Origin of the sequence: Lysobacter sp. (genome assembly GCA_013141175.1) — a bacterium.
Taxonomy (GTDB): domain Bacteria; phylum Pseudomonadota; class Gammaproteobacteria; order Xanthomonadales; family Xanthomonadaceae; genus Lysobacter_I.
Map to the genome: position 1 here is coordinate 750386 of JABFRN010000001.1, position 18746 is coordinate 769131.

16 protein-coding genes are annotated in these 18746 nt (G+C 58.8%); 4 read left to right on the forward strand and 12 right to left on the reverse strand.

The window, feature by feature from the left end; all coding sequences use genetic code 11:
• Positions 1–27: 27 nt before the first annotated feature.
• From HOP03_03495 to rffA, 4 genes are read left to right on the forward strand one after another with little or no spacing between them, the layout of a single operon-like run.
• A complete protein-coding gene (locus tag HOP03_03495; GenBank protein ID NOT87229.1) occupies positions 28–963 on the forward strand; it encodes a glycosyltransferase family 2 protein in 936 nt (311 codons plus the stop codon).
• Entirely contained in the window at positions 960–2099 is a 1140-nt protein-coding gene (locus HOP03_03500) for a GNAT family N-acetyltransferase (protein ID NOT87230.1), read from the forward strand. The genes HOP03_03495 and HOP03_03500 overlap by 4 nt, the downstream gene beginning before the upstream one ends.
• 22 nt (positions 2100–2121) lie before the next feature.
• Complete coding sequence (locus HOP03_03505; GenBank protein NOT87231.1) at positions 2122–2496, forward strand: EamA family transporter; 375 nt, start codon at positions 2122–2124, stop codon at positions 2494–2496.
• A gap of 4 nt (positions 2497–2500) precedes the next feature.
• Complete coding sequence (rffA, locus tag HOP03_03510) at positions 2501–3631, forward strand: dTDP-4-amino-4,6-dideoxygalactose transaminase (GenBank protein NOT87232.1); 1131 nt, start codon at positions 2501–2503, stop codon at positions 3629–3631.
• Between the two features lie 56 nt (positions 3632–3687).
• Here rffA and HOP03_03515 read toward each other — a convergent pair whose 3' ends face one another.
• The 12 genes from HOP03_03515 to HOP03_03570 all read right to left on the reverse strand — a co-directional run bounded on the left by HOP03_03515 (position 3688) and on the right by HOP03_03570 (position 18329).
• Complete coding sequence (locus HOP03_03515; GenBank protein ID NOT87233.1) at positions 3688–5181, reverse strand: hypothetical protein; 1494 nt, start codon at positions 5179–5181, stop codon at positions 3688–3690.
• 756 nt (positions 5182–5937) lie between these two features.
• Positions 5938–6687, reverse strand: a complete 750-nt coding sequence (locus tag HOP03_03520; protein ID NOT87234.1) for a methyltransferase domain-containing protein — start codon at positions 6685–6687, stop codon at positions 5938–5940.
• Positions 6684–7262 (reverse strand): HAD family hydrolase, encoded by a 579-nt coding sequence (locus HOP03_03525; GenBank protein NOT87235.1) that lies wholly within the window; start codon positions 7260–7262, stop codon positions 6684–6686. The genes HOP03_03520 and HOP03_03525 overlap by 4 nt, the downstream gene beginning before the upstream one ends.
• Complete coding sequence (locus HOP03_03530; protein NOT87236.1) at positions 7259–7960, reverse strand: NTP transferase domain-containing protein; 702 nt, start codon at positions 7958–7960, stop codon at positions 7259–7261. Before HOP03_03530 ends, HOP03_03525 begins: the two co-directional genes overlap by 4 nt.
• Positions 7957–8550, reverse strand: coding sequence for a D-sedoheptulose 7-phosphate isomerase (locus HOP03_03535; protein NOT87237.1), 594 nt, complete (start codon positions 8548–8550; stop codon positions 7957–7959). The genes HOP03_03530 and HOP03_03535 overlap by 4 nt, the downstream gene beginning before the upstream one ends.
• Positions 8529–9563, reverse strand: coding sequence for a dehydrogenase (locus tag HOP03_03540; protein ID NOT87238.1), 1035 nt, complete (start codon positions 9561–9563; stop codon positions 8529–8531). The genes HOP03_03535 and HOP03_03540 overlap by 22 nt, the downstream gene beginning before the upstream one ends.
• Positions 9560–13123 (reverse strand): methyltransferase domain-containing protein, encoded by a 3564-nt coding sequence (locus tag HOP03_03545; GenBank protein ID NOT87239.1) that lies wholly within the window; start codon positions 13121–13123, stop codon positions 9560–9562. The genes HOP03_03540 and HOP03_03545 overlap by 4 nt, the downstream gene beginning before the upstream one ends.
• On the reverse strand, positions 13120–14508 hold the full coding sequence (locus tag HOP03_03550; GenBank protein NOT87240.1) for an ABC transporter ATP-binding protein: 1389 nt from the start codon (positions 14506–14508) through the stop codon (positions 13120–13122). The genes HOP03_03545 and HOP03_03550 overlap by 4 nt, the downstream gene beginning before the upstream one ends.
• Complete coding sequence (locus HOP03_03555) at positions 14498–15307, reverse strand: ABC transporter permease (GenBank protein ID NOT87241.1); 810 nt, start codon at positions 15305–15307, stop codon at positions 14498–14500. Before HOP03_03555 ends, HOP03_03550 begins: the two co-directional genes overlap by 11 nt.
• 9 nt (positions 15308–15316) lie before the next feature.
• Positions 15317–16504, reverse strand: a complete 1188-nt coding sequence (locus HOP03_03560; protein ID NOT87242.1) for a cystathionine gamma-synthase — start codon at positions 16502–16504, stop codon at positions 15317–15319.
• Between the two features lie 65 nt (positions 16505–16569).
• Positions 16570–17973, reverse strand: a complete 1404-nt coding sequence (locus HOP03_03565) for a pyridoxal-phosphate dependent enzyme (protein ID NOT87243.1) — start codon at positions 17971–17973, stop codon at positions 16570–16572.
• 137 nt (positions 17974–18110) lie between these two features.
• The gene (locus tag HOP03_03570) at positions 18111–18329 is read right to left on the reverse strand and encodes a YdcH family protein (protein ID NOT87244.1); all 219 of its coding nucleotides are present in this window, start codon (positions 18327–18329) and stop codon (positions 18111–18113) included.
• Between the last annotated feature and the right edge of the window lie 417 nt (positions 18330–18746).

An 18746-nucleotide genomic window follows, 5' to 3' on the forward strand; every position in this document is an offset into this window, starting at 1 on the left:
TTCTTTGTGGACTGCGCTCCAGACAACATGACCATCTCCGCGCTTCCAACTCTGTCCGTAGTTTCGCCTGTATACGGCTGCAAAATCTGTTTGGAAGACCTTGTAGATCGTGTATTCGACTCTGTGCGCGGCATATGCTCTTCGATTGAGGTAATCCTTGTGGACGATGGCGGGCCCGACCCGGCCTGGCCGAGGATCCTCGAACTGGCGGCCAGCCGCCCTTGGCTCAAAGGCATGAAGCTGGCGAGGAATTTCGGGCAGCATTATGCGATCTCCGCCGGGATCGAGCGTGCCACAGGCGACGTCGTAGTGGTCATGGATTGCGATCTGCAAGATGTCCCTGAGGAGATTCCGAAGCTGGTGACCGCACTCAACAGCGATGTACATGTCGCATTGGGGCAACGCATCGAACGACAGGACAGCATTCTCAAACGACTCGGGTCATGGGCGTTTTTCCGTATTCTGTCGTGGATGACTGGCGTGTCGCAGCAGCACTCCACTGCCAATTTCGGCGCGTACAGCCGCAAGGTCATCGACACCATCAACGCGATGCCCGAACGCGATCGCTGCTTTCCATTGATGGTTCGATGGGCAGGATTCCCGACCGCGCTCGTGCCGGTGGAACACACAAGCAGAGCTGAAGGGAAAAGTTCTTACACTTTCAGCAAGTTGTTCAGACTGGCGGTCAGCATCATCTTGTCCTATTCGGACAAACCCCTTCGACTGGTCGTGCGTACGGGCCTTGTCTTCTCCATCATCGCTTTTGCCATGTCGGGCTTCAGCGTCTTCCGGTATCTCTATGGAGATATCCAAGTGGCTGGCTTTACAAGCATCATCGCTTCGATCTGGCTCGTGGGCGGCATGTCGATCTTCTGCCTCGGCATCATCGGTCTCTACTTGGCACAATTGTTCAGGGAGGCCAAGGGGCGCCCTTACTATATCGTCGTGGACAATACCGGATGAGCGCAGCCATACCGTCACCTTCGCTCGTGCACTCTGATCTCGATAGCCGCAGATTCGGCATCGATATAGCGCGCGCCCGACTCGATGCCATGACACCAAAAGCACTCGCAACAGAAGTGCTGTCGTCTGGCATCGACGTAGCCATAGTCCGTTTACCGGCCGGGCAATCAAGCGGCATCAATGAACTGCGCAACTGGGCATTGCCTGTGTTGCATGCAGACACACTCGTCTACTACAAGTGTGATCTGACGCGGCACGAACCGACGGCGCTGCGGAATATCGACCTGGATTTCTCCATCGCATCCCATTCGGACATGGGAGAGCTCGAATCACTGATTCTTTCCACGTTCGAGAACTATGTCAGTCATTACCACGCCAACCCACTATTCCCGCCCGGAAGCATACTTGCCGGCTACTTGGAGTGGGCACTTGGTCATCTGCAAGGAAGCGGTCGAACATTATGGGTAGCGCGACGCGGCGGCCGAATCGCTGCGTTCGCTGCATGCCACCGCATCGACATGGACACTGCAGAAGGCATTCTCTACGGTGTGCGGCCTGAAGAAGCAGGTGGCGGACTGTATGGCGACCTGATCCGCCATACGCAAGCAGTTGCCAAGGCTGAAGGGGCGAAGACCATGATCGTATCAACCCAGGTGGACAATTTCGCCGTGCAAAAAGTATGGGCGCGCGAGGGATTCCATCTTTTCGAAGCTTGGAACACATACCATATCAGCGCACTCATGTCGTGCGGCGAGATGATAAAACACAAGGAACTACGATTCACAGCAGAGGAAATCCGCCGGTTCGCCGAAGCAACGGGAGACATGAACCCGCTGCATTTGGATGCTTTGGCAGCAGCTGCTTCAGGCCTGCCAGCGCCTATCGCGCACGGGGTGATGACACTCGGTGAAATGTCGCGCGTGCTGGGGATGGAAACGCCCGGCCATGGCACAGTCATTCTGCATATGGATGTCGCTTATCTGCGCCCAGTAATTGCAGACAGGACCTATACGATGAACATGCGTGAAGTGCGCGCAGACCATTCCACACGCCCATTCAAAGTGATCACCACCGTGCGTGATGCGGAAAATTCGGTCTGCATTGTCGCTCGCGCGGATGTGGTCGTGAAACGCTAAACCTCTCCAGTCGAGCGAAAAAATGATCCGCTTTTTCCCTTGGGCGATGGTTGCCGCCACCATCATATTGACCGCTTATGGCCAACTCATGCTCAAGTGGGAAGTTGGGCGCCAAGTGGAGCCGCTATTCCCATGGATGCGCGAATGGCCGCAAGTACTGCAATTGCTGTCGAGACCGGGAGTGATATCGGCGCTAGTCGCTGCATTCGCTGCATCGTTGTGCTGGATGCTCGCGCTTAAAAGTCTCGATTTGAGCCAGGCTTATCCGTTCATGGCCCTCACATTCCTGGTCGTATCCCTCGCGGCAGTACCACTGTTCGGCGAATCGATAACTCCATTGAAAAGTGTCGGACTCGTGATGATCGTACTTGGCATTGTCTTCATCACTCAAGGTTAACTGCATGATTCCCTTCAATCGACCATACATGACCGGACGGGAGCTTGTTCATATTCAAGAAGCGCATGCGAATGGCCATCTGTCCGGTGATGGCCCATTCACAAAACGCTGTCATGCCTGGATGGAAAAACAGACCGGCGCATCGCGCGCACTGCTCACCCACAGCTGCACTGCAGCACTGGAAATGGCTGCGCTGTTATTGGACCTGGAAGTCGGCGACGAAATCATCATGCCGTCATTCACCTTCGTTTCAACAGCAAACGCATTCGCACTGCGCGGCGCCGTGCCGGTTTTCATCGACGTACGAGCCGACACGCTGAATATGGACGAGCGTTTGATCGAGGGCGCCATCACAGCGAAGACCAGAGCAATCTGCGTGGTTCACTATGCAGGCGTTGCCTGTGAAATGGATGCCATCCTTGAAATTGCCGCCCGCCACGGTTTGAAGGTCATAGAGGATGCAGCACAAGGCATCATGTCGAATTATCGTGGCCGGCCACTGGGCACGATCGGCGATTTGGGCGCCTTCAGCTTTCACGAAACCAAGAACATCATCTCTGGCGAGGGCGGGGCGCTCTTGTGCAGAGACGAAATTTCGGCGGAGCGCGCGGAGATAATCCGTGAAAAAGGCACGAATCGCAGTAGGTTTTTCCGTGGGCAAGTCGATAAATACACTTGGGTCGATATCGGTTCGTCTTATCTGCCCGGCGAAATCACGGCAGCGTTTCTGGCGGCGCAGATGGACGAGGCCGAGGACATCACGAACCGTCGGCTCGCGATATGGGATCGTTATCACGACGCCTTTTCGGCAGTCGAGGCCAAGGGCCTCGTACGACGCCCTGTGGTTCCATCGCACTGTGCCCACAACGCGCATATGTACTACTTGCTGCTACCTTCACTTCAGTCGCGCATGCAATTCATACTGAAGATGAAGGAGCGCGGCATCCAGACCGTATTCCATTACATCCCGCTGCATACCGCCCCGGCTGGCGCCCGATATGGCAAGGTATCCGGTGAACTTGCTGTGACGGATGACATCAGCGACCGCCTTGTCCGTATGCCCCTTTGGATTGGCGTCGAAGAACACCTGGACAATATCCAAGCTGCGGCAATCGACGTGCTGGATATGCTGTGACGATGCCACCAAAACAAGCTGCCGGCTTTCTGGCGGCCCACCACTACTGAATATGCTTAATGAGCCGTCCCATCATCACGCTCACGCGGATACAACCGATGACGCATCTGGAATGAAGGGTTGAATACGTTGAGCTGATGTCGCTCCAGAATGGATACGATGCGTTTTTTGCGCACGGGGTCAATATCGCAGATCGTGATGATGTCGGCGCAGGCGGACTTCGATTGTGGATCGTCACTCAGCCGACCAATCTGCAGAGCAGTATTCCGGGTGTATTCCGAAATGTACTTGTAGCGCTCCCACGAATTGAGCGCCATCAACGGCTGCACCATGCAAAGTCCAATCGCCAGCAATGCGGCTGAAGCGCCATAGACCCAGTTCAATTTTTTCATGAAGGTGCTATCGCCGGCTTCGTTGGTTACGAACAACCAGGCACCCGACAAAAGTATCGGCAGCAATCCCAAGAGATAGCTCACGTAATACCTGGGTTGCATCAGGTATTCAAAGCCGTCGATCTGGATGCGCAACACCATCAACGCCATGATCACGCCATAAAAAGACACCACCATCCCGGCTGCGGCAATGGCGTGTGGCTGTTTTTTGCCAGCCAATGCAGGAAACGTTCTGAGCCAAAACAAAATGTGCGCAACGATCAGCAAGCCAGCAAGGACTGGCGCCGCCATTTCAAGCATGGATCCGGGCAGCTGAACCTGCTCCGATGAAACAGTCATCAACCTGGCCGGATACCAGACGAGCTTCCATGTCTCGTTCAAGCTGCCCAGGACGAATTCCAACCCACTGCGCTCGTTTCCACCCGCCATGATCTCGGGGGTCAGTATCGGCTGCAGCAGCAGATCGTAGGACGCACATCCCATTGCCGCATACAGCGCCGGGAATGCACAACGCTTCCAATCGCGGGAAAGCAATGCCGCCAACGCGCATACAAAGATGAAACCGCTGAGAAAAACCAATGCCAGATTGTCGAGGACGACCGCTGAGATGAATGCGACAAGAGAAAGAATCCAGCCCGGCCTCTTCCCGACCAGAACCCCGGCACCCACATGAAAGAAAAGCAAGGCCAGCGGCACAAGCATGTACCCCAGCGTGACAAGCGACCAGCTGAATACCTGCGATACCCCAATAGAGAGAATGGTCGCCGGCAATGCAATGACACAGCACAAGTAACCCAACGCAGGCCCGATTCGGGGTTTGTCGCCAAGCATTGCCACCCTCGGCGCATACGCAAAAGCCGCCAGAGTCGCGCATAGCGCGAAGGCAACCCCGACCAGGGCCTCAACCGTGAAATCCAAGCCGAACAAACGCAGATTCCACAAAAAGAAAAGTTTCTGCACAGGCTGCGCATGATCGCTGACCGAGCGCTTCGCGAAGAAATCCGTGATATCGAGTTGATAGGCGTAATACCTTTCAACGAAGGTCTCGAGCACATACCAGCTGTCGTTGGCCACCAGCGGCGAAGCAACTGAATATGCAAACAAGATGGCGTTCACCGCACTGACGAAAAAAACCGACCAGAAGACAGCTCGGATCACGTCTTTCGAATCATATCGCCTCATGCCCGGATCACTTCCAATTGCCATTGTGGTCATAGTATCTTAGGCCCGCCCGCGTCGATGACGCCTCCAACAAACAACATGCAAATGCAGCCCCTGCGCTTAATCGTATTGTCGACCATTCTCGTCTCGCTGATGGCGTGCACCCCGGACGGCCCTTCACCTGCAGACGCTGGCGCTCCCCATATCGCGTCCGATGGGAAGCCCATCATATCCGACAACGGAATGCTTACGATCACTCCGGGGGTCATTGACCTTTGTACAGCCGCCGAAGGACTGGTCGCATCCAAGGTCGAGTGGGATGCCACCTCTGCCGGAACAAATGGCATAGAAATCTGGCTGGAATCACCAGGTGAAGGTAGAAAGCTGTGGTCTGCGGCAGGTCCTGTCGGGAACTCAGTCACAGGCAAGTGGCTCCGGGACGGCTCTGTCGTTAGCCTGGTCAACGGCGAAACCAAAGCTGAGCTCGCAACGCTCCGATTGACAGCGGCCCCCTGTACACGGTGAGGTCGCTGCTGATTTCGTGAAAGACCATCGCGCATTCAGGATCAATACGTTTCAAGTGCCAACACGGCTCAGCGACGATCGCGGCGCACCCTGTTGGCTCCGCATGATAGCTTCGGCTTCAAATCCTATCAACAAGGTTCCCACCAGCAATAACCTGCTGGTGGAATAGTGGTGCAATCGAGTTCAAGACTACTTGATGAAACCGAGTGACTTGGACCAGAACAGTTTTCACTGGCTCAACCTGCACTGAATTTTTCGCGCGATCAAATACTGGGACCAGCCAGTCATCAGCCAGAATGCTGCTTGGCGTGGAAAACGATCAGTATTGTCCCGCTGTGTCGCCATGAGTTGCTCTTCGATCCAAGGCATGCGGATTACACCTTCCTGCTCGATCTCAAAACCGTTCTCGCGGAACGCGCTGCACATCGCAGCACGATCAGGCAACCCTGCACGATGCGTATCATCATCATCGAAACGCGAAATGATCAATTCGACACCAGCATCGATCAATGCATGTCTGGAAGGCAAATCGATCGAATTCGGCGAGGGCCATTCGACGTAAGCACGTCCTCCATCAACCAGATGCAGTTTCAACCAATCCACGATCGACTCTGGCTCGCGGATATGCTCGATGAAATGCGCTGAGACAGCAGCATCGAAGCGGACGCCATCGAACACTGGCATTTCCTTATTCCAATCGCTGAGTCGGTAGTCCTCGAACTGATCGAAATGACTGCCCTTTTCAATGGAATAAGCGTACATCTTGAGGTCTGCCCGCTTCGGACGCGGCCACGAACGGAACACCGACAGGGATCCATCGCCTGCACCGATATCCACTACTTTCGCATCCTGCGCGAGCATTTTCAGGAACGACGTTCTTGGATGATGCTGAAAGTAGATTTCAAGCACCTCACCTTCACTGGCAGCCGCGCGGCGCTTGCGGTGGAACCAGTCGACGATGGAATTCAAATCAGTCATGTTGTCCTGTCCAATTGTTGTCCAAGCCAAGAAAAGGCACTGGAGAGATCGTGCTCGGCGGCTTGGTGAGCATGGCCAATGCCAGCCGCAACAGCCGCTTCGATATCGCCCGGCTTGTCACCGATCATGAGCGAGCGCGCGGGATCGATGTCGAAATCGCGGAGGGCCGCCAGCAGCATGCCCGGCGCAGGCTTGCGGCAGGCGCATATCGTCGCATGCGGGCCGGCTTCGGGATGATGCGGGCAATGATAAGTGGCCAGCAGCGGTACGCCGTGGTCGCGGAACTCGCCGTGCATCCATTCGGTATAGGAACGAAACTGCGTTTCATCATAATAGCCTCGGGCGATACCGGCCTGATTGGTCACCACCACGCAGATCAGGCCTGCGGAAGCAGCGGCTCCGACGAGCTCGAAGATGCCCGGCACCCATTCCGTCTGTTCCTTTGAATGGACGTAGCCATGATTGACATTGATCACGCCGTCACGATCGAGGAAGAGCGCCCGGCGAGGCACCAGCGGCAGCACGGCGATGCTGGCCGGGTCGACGACGGGCGCGGCAATGGGCGGGAGCGTCACGCGAAGCCTGCGATGAAGGTCTGCGCCTTCAGGTAATCATCAGGAACCCCGATGTCGATGAAACCATCGGTTTGAGTGAAACCGAACACGTCGTCTGCAGCAACACGTTCGGACAATACGGTCTGCTCGAACGAGAAGGATCCCGACTGCGGGAACCTCGCAATCGCGTCCGCGCGAAGGAAATAGCTGCCGGCGTTGATGTGCCCGGGCCCGTGTTCACCTTTCTCGAGGAATGCCGAGACGCGACCTTCGTCCAGCACCACCGCACCGTAACGCGCCACGTCAGGGACGTGGGCCAGCGCCATGCCGATCGCGCGTCCGGAGGCGCACGTGGCCGCTTCGAGCGCCTGCGGCCGATACGCCAAGAAGGTGTCTCCATTGAGTACGTGCATCGCATCGCCCGATCGCAGTTTCAGTGCTTGGGCGATTGCCCCGCCCGTTCCCAGCGGTTCGTCCTCGATGGAATACGCGATGCTCAGGCCTTGCCACTCATCGCCAAAGGCCTGCTGCACTTTCCCGGCGAGATAGCCGGCGGCAAGGATCACGCGGCAGATCCCCTGATCGCCGAGACGGCCGAGCAACCAGGCGAGGAACGGACGACCAGCGACGGACGCAAGTGGTTTCGGCACATCGCTCACCAACGGCCGCAAGCGGGTGCCGAGCCCGCCGACCAGGACGATGGCCTCGTCGCAGCTCACGGCTTCGGGAACATCCGCGCTTCGATGAGCGCGCAGATCATATGCCCGAGGAATTCGTGCCCTTCCTGAATCCGCGGCGTTTCGCGGGACGGCACCTGCAGGCAGATGTCGCACAGCGGATCCATTTCCCCGCCGCCATCGCCGGTGAAGCCGATCACGGCGATGCCCCGCGATTTCGCCGCAGCGATCGCGCGCAGGATGTTTTTCGATCGACCGGAGGTGGAAATCGCGAAGAACACATCGCCGGTACGGCCGAGGGCTTCCAGCTGTCTGGCGAAGACATAGTCGTAGCCGTAATCGTTGCCGATGGCGGTGAGGATGCTGGTGTCGGTCGTCAACGCGACTGCAGCCAACCCTGGCCTGTCGTAATAGAACCGGCTCACAAGTTCGCCCGCCCAATGCTGGGCATCGGCCGCGCTACCGCCATTGCCGGCGAAGTAAAGCACTCGGCCGGCTTCAAGCGCGGTGACCGAGAGGTCCACCGCAGCAGCGATCTTCGCCGACAACGAATCGTCGCGCGACATCGCCTCGAAATTGTCGAGCGTCTTCCTGAATTCCGACGCGATGGCTACCTTGACCGGCATTTCCATGCAACAGCTCCGCCTGAATGAAAGTGGAAATCGAGTAACGAGCCGCCCTGTTCGACCAAAGCCCGGGACAGTCGGATCCGATCTGCAGGATCGCACATGAACATCATGAAGCCACCGCCACCGGCACCTGACACTTTCGCCGCGACCGCGCCATTGCGCATCGCCACTTCTTCGACCGCGTCTATGGCGGGGTTGGCAATACTGCGGGCCATCATTTTCTTCAGCTGCCAGCTGGACTGCATGACCTCGGCGAAACGGCCGAGATCGCAGCGCAGAAGCGCTTCTTTCATCTGTACCGCCTCTTCCTTGAGCCGCAACATCGCGTCGACCGACTGTCGATTGCCCTCGACCACATTCCGCGACTGCTCTTCGATGATGCGGGCGGAAGAGCGGGAAACACCCGTGAAATAGAGAACCAGACTCGCTTCCAGCTCGGCGCAGAGCCAATCCTTGATCCTGAGTGGGTTCACGATCACCCGGTCGCTGTCGTAGAACTCCATGAAATTGAAACCGCCGAACGCCGCTGCATACTGATCCTGTTTACCACCAGCGAGATTGAGATCGACACGCTCGATCGAATGAGCGAGATGCGCGATCTCGTATTCGCCCAGCGGCAAGCCGAAATATTCCACGAAGGCGGTGACAAGCGCGACGACCATCGTCGACGATGATCCGAGGCCCGAACCCGGTGGCGCGTCAGAGTGCGATCGTATCCGGATCGGCGCGAGAAATATCTCCGGATACTCGCGGCCCATTCGCCAATAGACACCGCTCATCAGTTGCAATGCACCGGGGCCGAGATCGACATCGCCCAGCGCTCGCGAATCCTGCGCATCGCCATCCAGCGAATGCAATTCGAGCCGGCCGGATGGCGAACGGTCGATCGTCGCGTAGGCGAATCGATCGATGGTCGCATTCATGACGAAACCGCCGTGCTGGTCGCTGAAGGGCGGTACATCGGTGCCGCCACCAGCGAAACCGAGACGCAACGGCGCCCGCGCTCGCACGATCATTGGCGTTCTCCCACGGATACTTCGGATCCGGTCATCGCACGGTCGATTTGTTCGCGGAGATTCGAGCGCGAGAAGCGCATGCGTGCATATGCGCCACCATTCGCGGATTTTTCCAACCAGACTGCGTCGTCTTCCAGTAGTCGAAGAATGTTCTCTGCCATTTCCATCGGCTCGTCATGGATGGATGCCACATCCGACAAACCCGGAAGTCCTTGCGCCCCGGTGGAGGTCGTCACCAGCGGCAAACCTTGCTGCAAAGACTCGACGACCTTGCTCTTGATGCCCGCACCATACCGCAACGGAATCACGGATACCCGACTCCTGAGATAGAATTTCTCGAGCATCTCGTCGTCGACATAGCCGGTCACGATCACACGCTCGCCCTGCAAGGCTTTGACTGCAGAGGACGGATTTGCGCCCACGAGGAAAACCATCACGCCCGGGTGGCGCTTCCACACCATCGGCATCAGTTCCTCGACCAGCAGCCGTGCAGCATCGGCATTCGGCGGGTGCGCAAAGCCCGCGACGAACAACACGCCTGCGCGGCCGGCGGGGGTCGCATCCTCACGGAACGCATCGAAGCCATAAGGAACGATCGCCTGGGCATTCGCGCCGGGCACCATCTGGTGCACATCGAAGGCTTCATCTTGCGAAGGATAGAGTACAAGATCGACCTGCAACCAGAGACGCTCTTCGAGATCGCGCATCGATCGCCAAGCGCCACCATCGGTACCAACGATCTGCGCTTCGCGCTGCATCCTGCGAAAATGCAGGTCGTGCCCGTAGTACACGATCCGTGCATGGGAATGACGGCGAACATCCTCGATATACTTGATCGCCACATCGGGGCGCGACAGCAGCACCGCATCGAATTCCGCACCATTCTCTCGGATATAACGATCGAAAGCGCCGTAGTAACGTGGCCCATGCATGACTTCGACGCCCAATGCCTGTAGCGCCGGGGTGTAATCGGGATCGTACCGGAGATTGTCCGGCCAGAATTTCACCAGCCAGCCGGCTTCGACCAGCGCCCGCAGGTACGCGAACATGGTCCGGGAGCCTGCGTCCCGATCCGGCTGCGGCACGTAATGATCGACGACGAGCGCAACTTTGCGATCCCATGCGCGATCCCGTGCACGAAACACCCGCTCGCCATTCCGATAATGCCGGGACAAGGCGGCTTGCCAGCGCTCGAAGAACTTGCGCTGATTCTGCACCTGATAGGCCTTGCCGCCTTGCGCGAGATCGGTACCGTGGGACGCGCCCTCAAGATGGGTGACGACCGAAAACGGCGTGTAGTAGACCTGCTTGCCGATGCTGCGGATCTTGAACGCGAGGTCGGAATCCTCGCAGTAGGCGGGAGCGTAATGCTCGTCGAAACCGGAAAAGGATTTGAAATCTTCCGCCGCCACGAGGATGCTGGCGCCCGAACAATAGTCGACTCGGCGGACATAATTGAATTCACCCTCGTCCGGGTTCTGCAGGCGCCCATAGTTCCATGCGGAACCATCCTGCCAGAGAATGCCGCCCGCCTCTTGCAATCGGCCATCGGGATATACCAGCTTCGAGCCCACGAGACCCGCATCCGGATGCAGCTTGAACATCTGCAGCAACGCATCCAGCCAACCGGGCGCCACCAGCGTGTCGTTGTTGAGGAACAACAGATAGCGTCCCCGCGACAACTGCGCTGCGCGATTGCAGGAACGCACGAAGCCCAGATTCCGGGGATTCTCGGAATAGCGCAGACCGGTTACCGAAGCGAAGCGGCGCATCTGGCCGTCTCCAGACTCGTCCTCGACCAGCACCACCTCATAACTCGCTTCGGGTGCGGATTGGGCAATCGACCGCAGACAGTTCGCTGTCATCACCGCTTTGCCGTACGCCGGCACGATCACCGATACCTCCGGCACTTCGAATTCCGGGAATGCGAGTCCGTCCAGGATCGACTCGAGATCTTTTTCAATACGATCTTTCCCAATACGGACATCGGCGCCGGCGGCGTCCGGAATCATTCTATTGCCGGACGCGTCACGCTCGGACGAAACTTCATCGGAAGATATCTCTGCGCGTCGCAGCGATTGCATGAAAGGTGACGCCAGCACCATCCTCCATTCACCGCGCATGATCCTGCCTAGCCCTCTCAACGGACGGGTCAGACGCCAGGACCGTGAAGTCGCGATCCTGGCGATCTCGTCGTTCAGCCGTCGCACGTCCGCCATTTCGCAATTCAACCGCAGCGTCAGCAATTCGACCTCGCTCTCGTGCAGAACCGCTTTCGCATCAGCCTCGGCAACGAACGTCGCATGCTGCCGATTCGCTTCCGAGTACGCCGCCTCGAGTTTGGCATGCGTCGCTTCGAGCGCCGCATGCCTTGCATCGAGGCCACGATAGGCAGCTTCGCTCTCGCTGACAGCACGGCCCAGAGTCTCGATCCGGGCTTCTAGATTGGCGCGATCGACTTCGAAAGAGCGATTTTTTCCAAGCAATAACTGCACGCGATCCGAGATGCCCGCATGCACGGTCATCGATGATCGAAGCGTATCGTCCAGCGACATTTCCTGCGGCGCTGTGGCCGTAGTGTCGAGATCCAATGCCGCTGCCAAGCTAGTGATTCCAGAGTGCAGCGCCGTGGACGATCGCGTCGCCGCTTCAAGCCCATTGAAGTGCTCGGACCAGATCGCCCGCTGCTTCTGCGCTTCCTCGTCCAAAGACTGCGCCCAACGCACAGCCTCCATGTGCAACGACTGCTCGCGCCGTAGCAGTCCGCCGACGCGCTCGACCTCGCTATCCAGACCTTGCGCCCACCGCGCGATTTCCCGATGGCGCTGGTACAGATCGTCATCCTCGGAACAGAAAAGCGACGGCGACATCAGCGGCAAATGGCGGTCATCCATCGCCGCGACTGCCATGAAATACATCGGCTCGGCGAATTCCGGCGTGCGCGCCGAGATATCTTTCCCGTGTTCCACGAAAAAATCGATCGCGGCGCCACGAACGCTATCCAAGGGGACAATACCGGATACGACGGAAAACCTCTGGGCGTAATAACGGACCTCAGGGAATCCTGTCGACAGCAACGACTGCAATTCGTCAAGTCGCAATTCCTTGACGTGGTATTCGTTGTGGGCGCCATTGTACTTCGCGTATACATCCTTGTTGGGCGAAGAGAGAACGAGAAAACCGTCAGGGCGCAGTACGCGTTTGATTTCCGAGAGCATCGCCTCATGCTCGAGAAGATGCTCTATGGTCTCGAATGACACGACCGCATCCACGCTCGCATCCGCCAATGGGATCGCCGCTGCGCTGCCCTGCTCGAAACGAAGATTGGACGATCGCGAATACTGCGCCGATGCGTGATTGATCGCTTCTCGAGAGATATCGACACCGACCACAGAAGCCGCATGCGCAGCGATCAACGCAGCCCCGTAGCCTTCGCCACAGGCAATGTCCAGCACTTCCTTTCCAGCAAGCACCGATGCGCACCAGACATAGCGGTGCAGGTGTTCGTATCGGATTTCACCGATCACCGAAGGCACGTAGCGTTCACCCGTGAACTTCACGCCACTTGCCCCCTGACGACCTGGATATCCAGCATGGGAATACCGATCAATCCGAACCGCATGGTCGAATCCAGCGCACGAAACTCGATCGCATCGTGGATCCAATGCTGTTGCGTGTGTTCTTGCTGCGTTCCGCTGGCGACCGCCGCGTCGACGGTGTAGGCCGCCCGGGGAAGGATCGGCATGCGGAAGCGGAAATCGGCATGGATACGCTCGCCTGCAGCCCCCTGCAGACCGTTTTCCTGGTAGACAAGATAGGTGTTGTCGCCGAACAGACGCTGGCCGAGCCGGTCCTTGACATAGAAGCCCACGATCAGATTTTCGAGCGGAGCATGCACCTGCACGGATATTCGCAGGACGACGATCTCACCACCCGCGATGAGATCAACCGGAGCGGCGTGCGCATCCAGGATGCCAACGGTAACGATGGTCGCCTGTTTTGCACCGAATTCGACTCCGGTGTCGTCTGGATTGAATTCATATACGCGGATCGGATTGCCTTGGCCGGTCAGATCGAAAGTACCTGCCCGGAAATCATTTTCCGTCGCGCGCGGACGCTGCGCGGCATCTTTGCGCACAACCTTCACCTCGCTGCCATCCACACTCGAGCGCTCCGCGGCATGTTGCTGCGCCATGTAGTTTTCGACCACCTCTTGCGCAGGGCCGGCCATCTTGATGCGCCCATTCTCGAGCCAGATCGCGCGACGGCACAGATTGACGACGGCTGCGGCATCGTGACTGACGAACAGAAGGGTGCCGCGCGACTGGAAGTCGCGCAGAAAACGCATGCATTTCTGCGAGAAAAACGTATCTCCGACCGAAAGCGCCTCATCGATGATGAGAATGTCGGCATCGACGTGCGCGATCACCGCGAACGCGAGCCTCACCACCATGCCGCTCGAATAACTCCTGACCGGCTGGTCGATGAAATCGCCGATGTCGGCAAACGCGATGATGCTGTCGAACCGGCGATCGATCTCTGCTCTGCTCAGACCGAGAATCGCCGCATTCATCAGTACGTTTTCGCGTCCGCTGAAATCCGGATTGAAGCCGCTGCCAAGTTCAAGCAGCGCAGCGACCCGCCCCCTCACCTGGATCTCGCCTTCCGTCGGCGCGAGTGTGCCGGCGATGATCTGCAGCAGAGTCGATTTTCCGGAGCCATTGCGTCCGATGACGCCGAGCGTTTCTCCACGGCCAATTTCGAAACCGATGTCTTTCAGCGCCCAGAATTCGTTCGATGCCTTGTGTTTGCCGAAACGATGCAGAAGCCGATGGATCGGTTTTTCGTACATGCGGAAACACTTGCCCAGGCCACGTCCTTCGATGACCGGCAGGCTTGCCACCGCTGGCTCTTCGGCGCCGTCCTTCGACTTGTCAAAGGACATCGGCGAACCCTCTTCGCATCTTGTTGAACGTCAGCGAGCCGAAGACGAGAAAGGCGAGGTAAAGCAGCATTTGCAACCCCAGCGAGCCCCAATCCGGTACACGTCCCCAGATCACGACTTCACGCGCCTGATTGATCACGGGGGTGAGCGGATTGGACATGAAAACCCATTTGTATTCTTCGGGAATCGATTCGACCGGAACAATCGCAGACGACAGGAACAGCATTGCCGTCGCAAGCACGCCAACGAACTGACCGACATCCCGCACGTAAACGCCGATTGCCGACACCAGCAGACTGACGCCTGCGGCAAGAACCAGTAGAGGCAGGATCACGAGCGGCAGGAAAAGCACGGTCCATGGCACCGATCCGTGCAGGACAAGCTTCAAGACCAGCAGCACGACGATATTCATCACCAAATGGAACAAGGCCGAAAAAACCATGCTCCACACCAGCGCATCGAGCGGAAACACCACTTTTTTCACATAGTTGGAGTTCGCAATGATCAGCCGTGGCGCCGTCGTCAGACACTCCGCGAAGAAACTGTGCAGGATCAATCCGCAGAAAAGGATCAAAACGAAGTCCTCGGTCGATCCGCTGCTGCCGGGCCACCGGCTCTTGAGGATGTATCCGAATGCGAGGGTGTAGATCATCAGCATCAGGATCGGACTGATCAACGACCACAGCATGCCGAAAGTCGCGCCACGATAACGACCGAGCACTTCCCTTCGCGCCAACTGCATGACGAGGGAACGATGTTGGATGAGCGCCGCGAACGGCTGCCTCAGGACGTTGGACATCCGCATACCTCAGCGCATCGGACTCAACGCCCACTCCAGATCACGGCGCAAATCCTCCAGCGACTCCACACCCACGCTCAAACGCACCAGATCATCTTGAATACCCAGAACAGCGCGACGCTCGACCGGCACCGACGCGTGGGTCATCACCGCGGGGTGATTGACCAGGCTCTCGACGCCACCGAGCGACTCGGCGAGGGTGAACAGATGGGTACGCTCGCAGAAGCGCTTCGCGCCCTCGAAGCCGCCCTTCACGCGGATCGACACGATGCCGCCGAAGCCGTCCATCTGCCGCGCTGCGAGCGCGTGCTGCGGGTGGTCCTTCAGGCCCGGATAGATCACCTGCTCGATTGCCGGATGCGTCTGCAACCATTCGGCCAATGCCAGCGCGTTCGCGCAGTGCGCCTGCATGCGCAGGTGCAGCGTCTTCAGGCCACGCAGGGCGAGGAAGCTGTCGAACGGCCCCTGCACCGCACCGACCGAGTTCTGCAGGAACGCCATCTGCTCGGCCAGTTCCGCATTGTCGCCGACCACCACCATGCCACCGACCATGTCGGAGTGGCCATTGAGGTATTTGGTGGCCGAATGCATGACGATGTCCGCACCGTGTTCCAGCGGGCGCTGCAGGATCGGCGAAGCGAAGGTGTTGTCGGCGACCATCAGCAGGCCGTGCTTTTTCGCGATCGCGCTCACTGCCTTGAGGTCGACGATCTTCAGCATCGGATTGGTCGGCGTTTCTACCCACACCATCCGCGTATTGGGTTTGATGGCTGCCTCGAAAGCGGCGGGATCGGTCAGATCGACGAAACTGAAATCGAGTCCGGCACTGCGCCGGCGCACCCGCTCGAACAGCCGGAACGTGCCGCCGTACACGTCGTCCATGCAGACCACATGGCTGCCGCTGTCGAGCAGCTCGAGGATGGTCGAGGTGGCCGCCAGGCCCGAGGCGAAGGCGAAGCCGCGACTGCCGCCTTCCAGGCCAGCGACGCAGCGCTCGTAGGCGAAGCGGGTCGGGTTGTGGGTGCGGGAGTACTCGAAGCCCTGATGCACGCCAGGACTGCTCTGCGCGTAGGTCGAGGTGGCGTAGATCGGCGTCATCACCGCCCCGGTGCTGGGGTCGGGGCTTTGCCCGGCATGGATGGCCTTGGTACCAAGACCCCAATCGCTGGCAGGGTCGGCGTGCTCGGACTGGCTCATCTCAGGCGTTTCCGAAGAAAAAGGCCGCCGATTTTAACATCGCGGCCCCGGCTTCGACCGTTCGATTACTGAACGCGTCGGCGCAGATAGTTCAGCAAATCGATCCGGGTGATCAGCCCCAGGAAGCGCTCGCCGTCCATGACGATGGCGACGTGGCCCCGGTCGAACACCGGCAGCAGCGCCTCGACCGGGGAGCGCACGTCGAGCTTGTCGAGCTTGCTGACCATGGCGGTCGAGGCCGGGTCGCGGAACCGGGCTTCGTCGCCGTAGACGTGCAGCAGCACATCGCTCTCGTCGAGGATGCCGACGATCCGCTCGCCGTCCATGACCGGCAATTGCGAAATCTCGTACAGCTTCATGCGTTGGTAGGCGGTCACCAGCAGATCGTTGGGGCCGACCACCACCGTGTCGCGGCGGGTATATGGGCGCAGGATGAGATCGCGCAGGTCGCCGTGCTGTTCGCGCTCCAGAAAACCGTTGTCGAGCATCCAGTAGTCGTTGTACTGCTTGGAAAGGTATTTGTTGCCGGTGTCGCAGACGAACACCAGCACGTTCTTCGGCGTGGTCTGTTCGCGGCAGTATTTCAATGCGGCGGTCAGCAGGGTGCCGGTCGAAGAACCACCCAGAACGCCTTCGGAACGCAGCAGTTCGCGGGCGGCGAGGAAGCTTTCCTTGTCGGTGACGGCGTAAGCCTTCTTGACCCGGCTGAAATCGGAGATATCGGGCAGGAAGTCCTCGCCGATGCCTTCGACCATCCAACTGCCTGACTTCTCGTTGAGGCGGCCGTCGTTGATGTATTCGGCCAGGATCGAGCCGACAGGATCGGCCAGGATCAACTCGGTATGCGGCGATTGCTCGGCGAAACAGCGGGACAGGCCGGTCATGGTGCCGGAGCTGCCGCAGCCGAACACGATCGCGTCCAGGCCACCGACGCCATGCATCTGCGACAGGATCTCGGGGCCGGTGACGAACTGGTGTGCCGCGGGGTTGTCCGGATTGCCGAACTGGTTGATGAAGTAGGCGCCCGGGGTTTCACCGGCGATCCGTGCCGCCATGTCCTGATAGTAGTCCGGGTGCCCCTTGGCCACGTCCGAACGGGTCAGCACGACCTCGGCGCCCATCGCCTTGAGGTTGAAGATCTTCTCGCGGCTCATCTTGTCGGGGACGACGAGAATCAGCCGATAGCCCTTCTGCTGGGCGACCAGCGCCAAACCGATCCCGGTGTTGCCGGCGGTGCCTTCGACCAGGGTGGCGCCGGGCTGGATGTCGCCGCGCTGCTCGGCGGCTTCGATCATGCGCAGGCCGATGCGGTCCTTGATCGATCCGCCGGGATTCTGGCATTCGAGCTTCAGATACAGCGTGCAGACGCCGGTGTCGAGACGTTGGGCGCGAACGATCGGCGTGTCGGCGATCAGGTCGAGAACAGAGTCGTGGACGGAAGATTCACGGACCGAGGGAAGATTCGACATGCCGGCGCCAGCTCGCTGGGGAAAGGCCGGATTATCGCATCGTCGGATGAGGGGGCGGGATGCCGGCGTGCCGGCATACGGGCGGCGGGACGGCGGCAGGCTGAAACCGCCGCCGTCCACAGGCTGGTGATACGGGCTCAGTGATGCAGTGCGTCGTACATCCGGGTGAGGCGATCCTTCGCGGCGAGCTTCTCGCGTTTCATCTGCACAAGCCGGGTGTCGTCGATCGGTAATACGCCGAGCTCGGCATCCAGCACCTGTTTGTCGAGTTCCTTGTGGCGATGATAGAGCTGACGGAATTCGGTATTCGCCTTCATCAAGGCTTCGAGCTCGGTCTGGGATTGCCCTTCGAACATGGATTCCTCCTCACAGCACGATGATCGGCCCAGCCAGAACGACCGGACCTCGGGATGGGAACGTTGGTTTGGAGCAGTGGGTTTGAAAACAGTGGGGTGTCGAGACGGGAAATGAAAACGCCCCGGCCGGACGCGGCGCAGGGCGTGATGGTAATGACCAGGGAATCGGCAGTGCGGACGCCCAGACCGGAGCGTCCGCACGGACTTCACTTCCGGCGGCATTCTCCTTGGGATCGTCGTGCATCTGCGTCATCGGCTCTGCTCGTCGTCCGGAGGCGAACCGCCCCCGTAAAACCGACCCTACTCTTCTGTCCGGCGCGGGGCAAGCCATACACGCAAGATCCCGCTGCCCGGGGCAACGGCCGCATCCCGATGCGTGGGGGAACAGGCACAGAAATGCAGCCAACATACTGATTT

Bases quoted from the DNA above. Each gene is read 5' to 3' on its own strand.
- HOP03_03495 (NOT87229.1), top strand. From the start codon at position 28: ATGACCATCTCCGCGCTTCCAACTCTGTCCGTAGTTTCGCCTGTATAC.
- HOP03_03500 (NOT87230.1), top strand. From the start codon at position 960: ATGAGCGCAGCCATACCGTCACCTTCGCTCGTGCACTCTGATCTCGAT.
- HOP03_03505 (NOT87231.1), top strand. From the start codon at position 2,122: ATGATCCGCTTTTTCCCTTGGGCGATGGTTGCCGCCACCATCATATTG.
- rffA (NOT87232.1), top strand. From the start codon at position 2,501: ATGATTCCCTTCAATCGACCATACATGACCGGACGGGAGCTTGTTCAT.
- HOP03_03520 (NOT87234.1), bottom strand. From the start codon at position 6,687: ATGACTGATTTGAATTCCATCGTCGACTGGTTCCACCGCAAGCGCCGC.
- HOP03_03535 (NOT87237.1), bottom strand. From the start codon at position 8,550: ATGGAAATGCCGGTCAAGGTAGCCATCGCGTCGGAATTCAGGAAGACG.
- HOP03_03540 (NOT87238.1), bottom strand. From the start codon at position 9,563: ATGATCGTGCGAGCGCGGGCGCCGTTGCGTCTCGGTTTCGCTGGTGGC.
- HOP03_03550 (NOT87240.1), bottom strand. From the start codon at position 14,508: ATGTCCTTTGACAAGTCGAAGGACGGCGCCGAAGAGCCAGCGGTGGCA.
- HOP03_03555 (NOT87241.1), bottom strand. From the start codon at position 15,307: ATGTCCAACGTCCTGAGGCAGCCGTTCGCGGCGCTCATCCAACATCGT.
- HOP03_03560 (NOT87242.1), bottom strand. From the start codon at position 16,504: ATGAGCCAGTCCGAGCACGCCGACCCTGCCAGCGATTGGGGTCTTGGT.
- HOP03_03565 (NOT87243.1), bottom strand. From the start codon at position 17,973: ATGTCGAATCTTCCCTCGGTCCGTGAATCTTCCGTCCACGACTCTGTT.
- HOP03_03570 (NOT87244.1), bottom strand. From the start codon at position 18,329: ATGTTCGAAGGGCAATCCCAGACCGAGCTCGAAGCCTTGATGAAGGCG.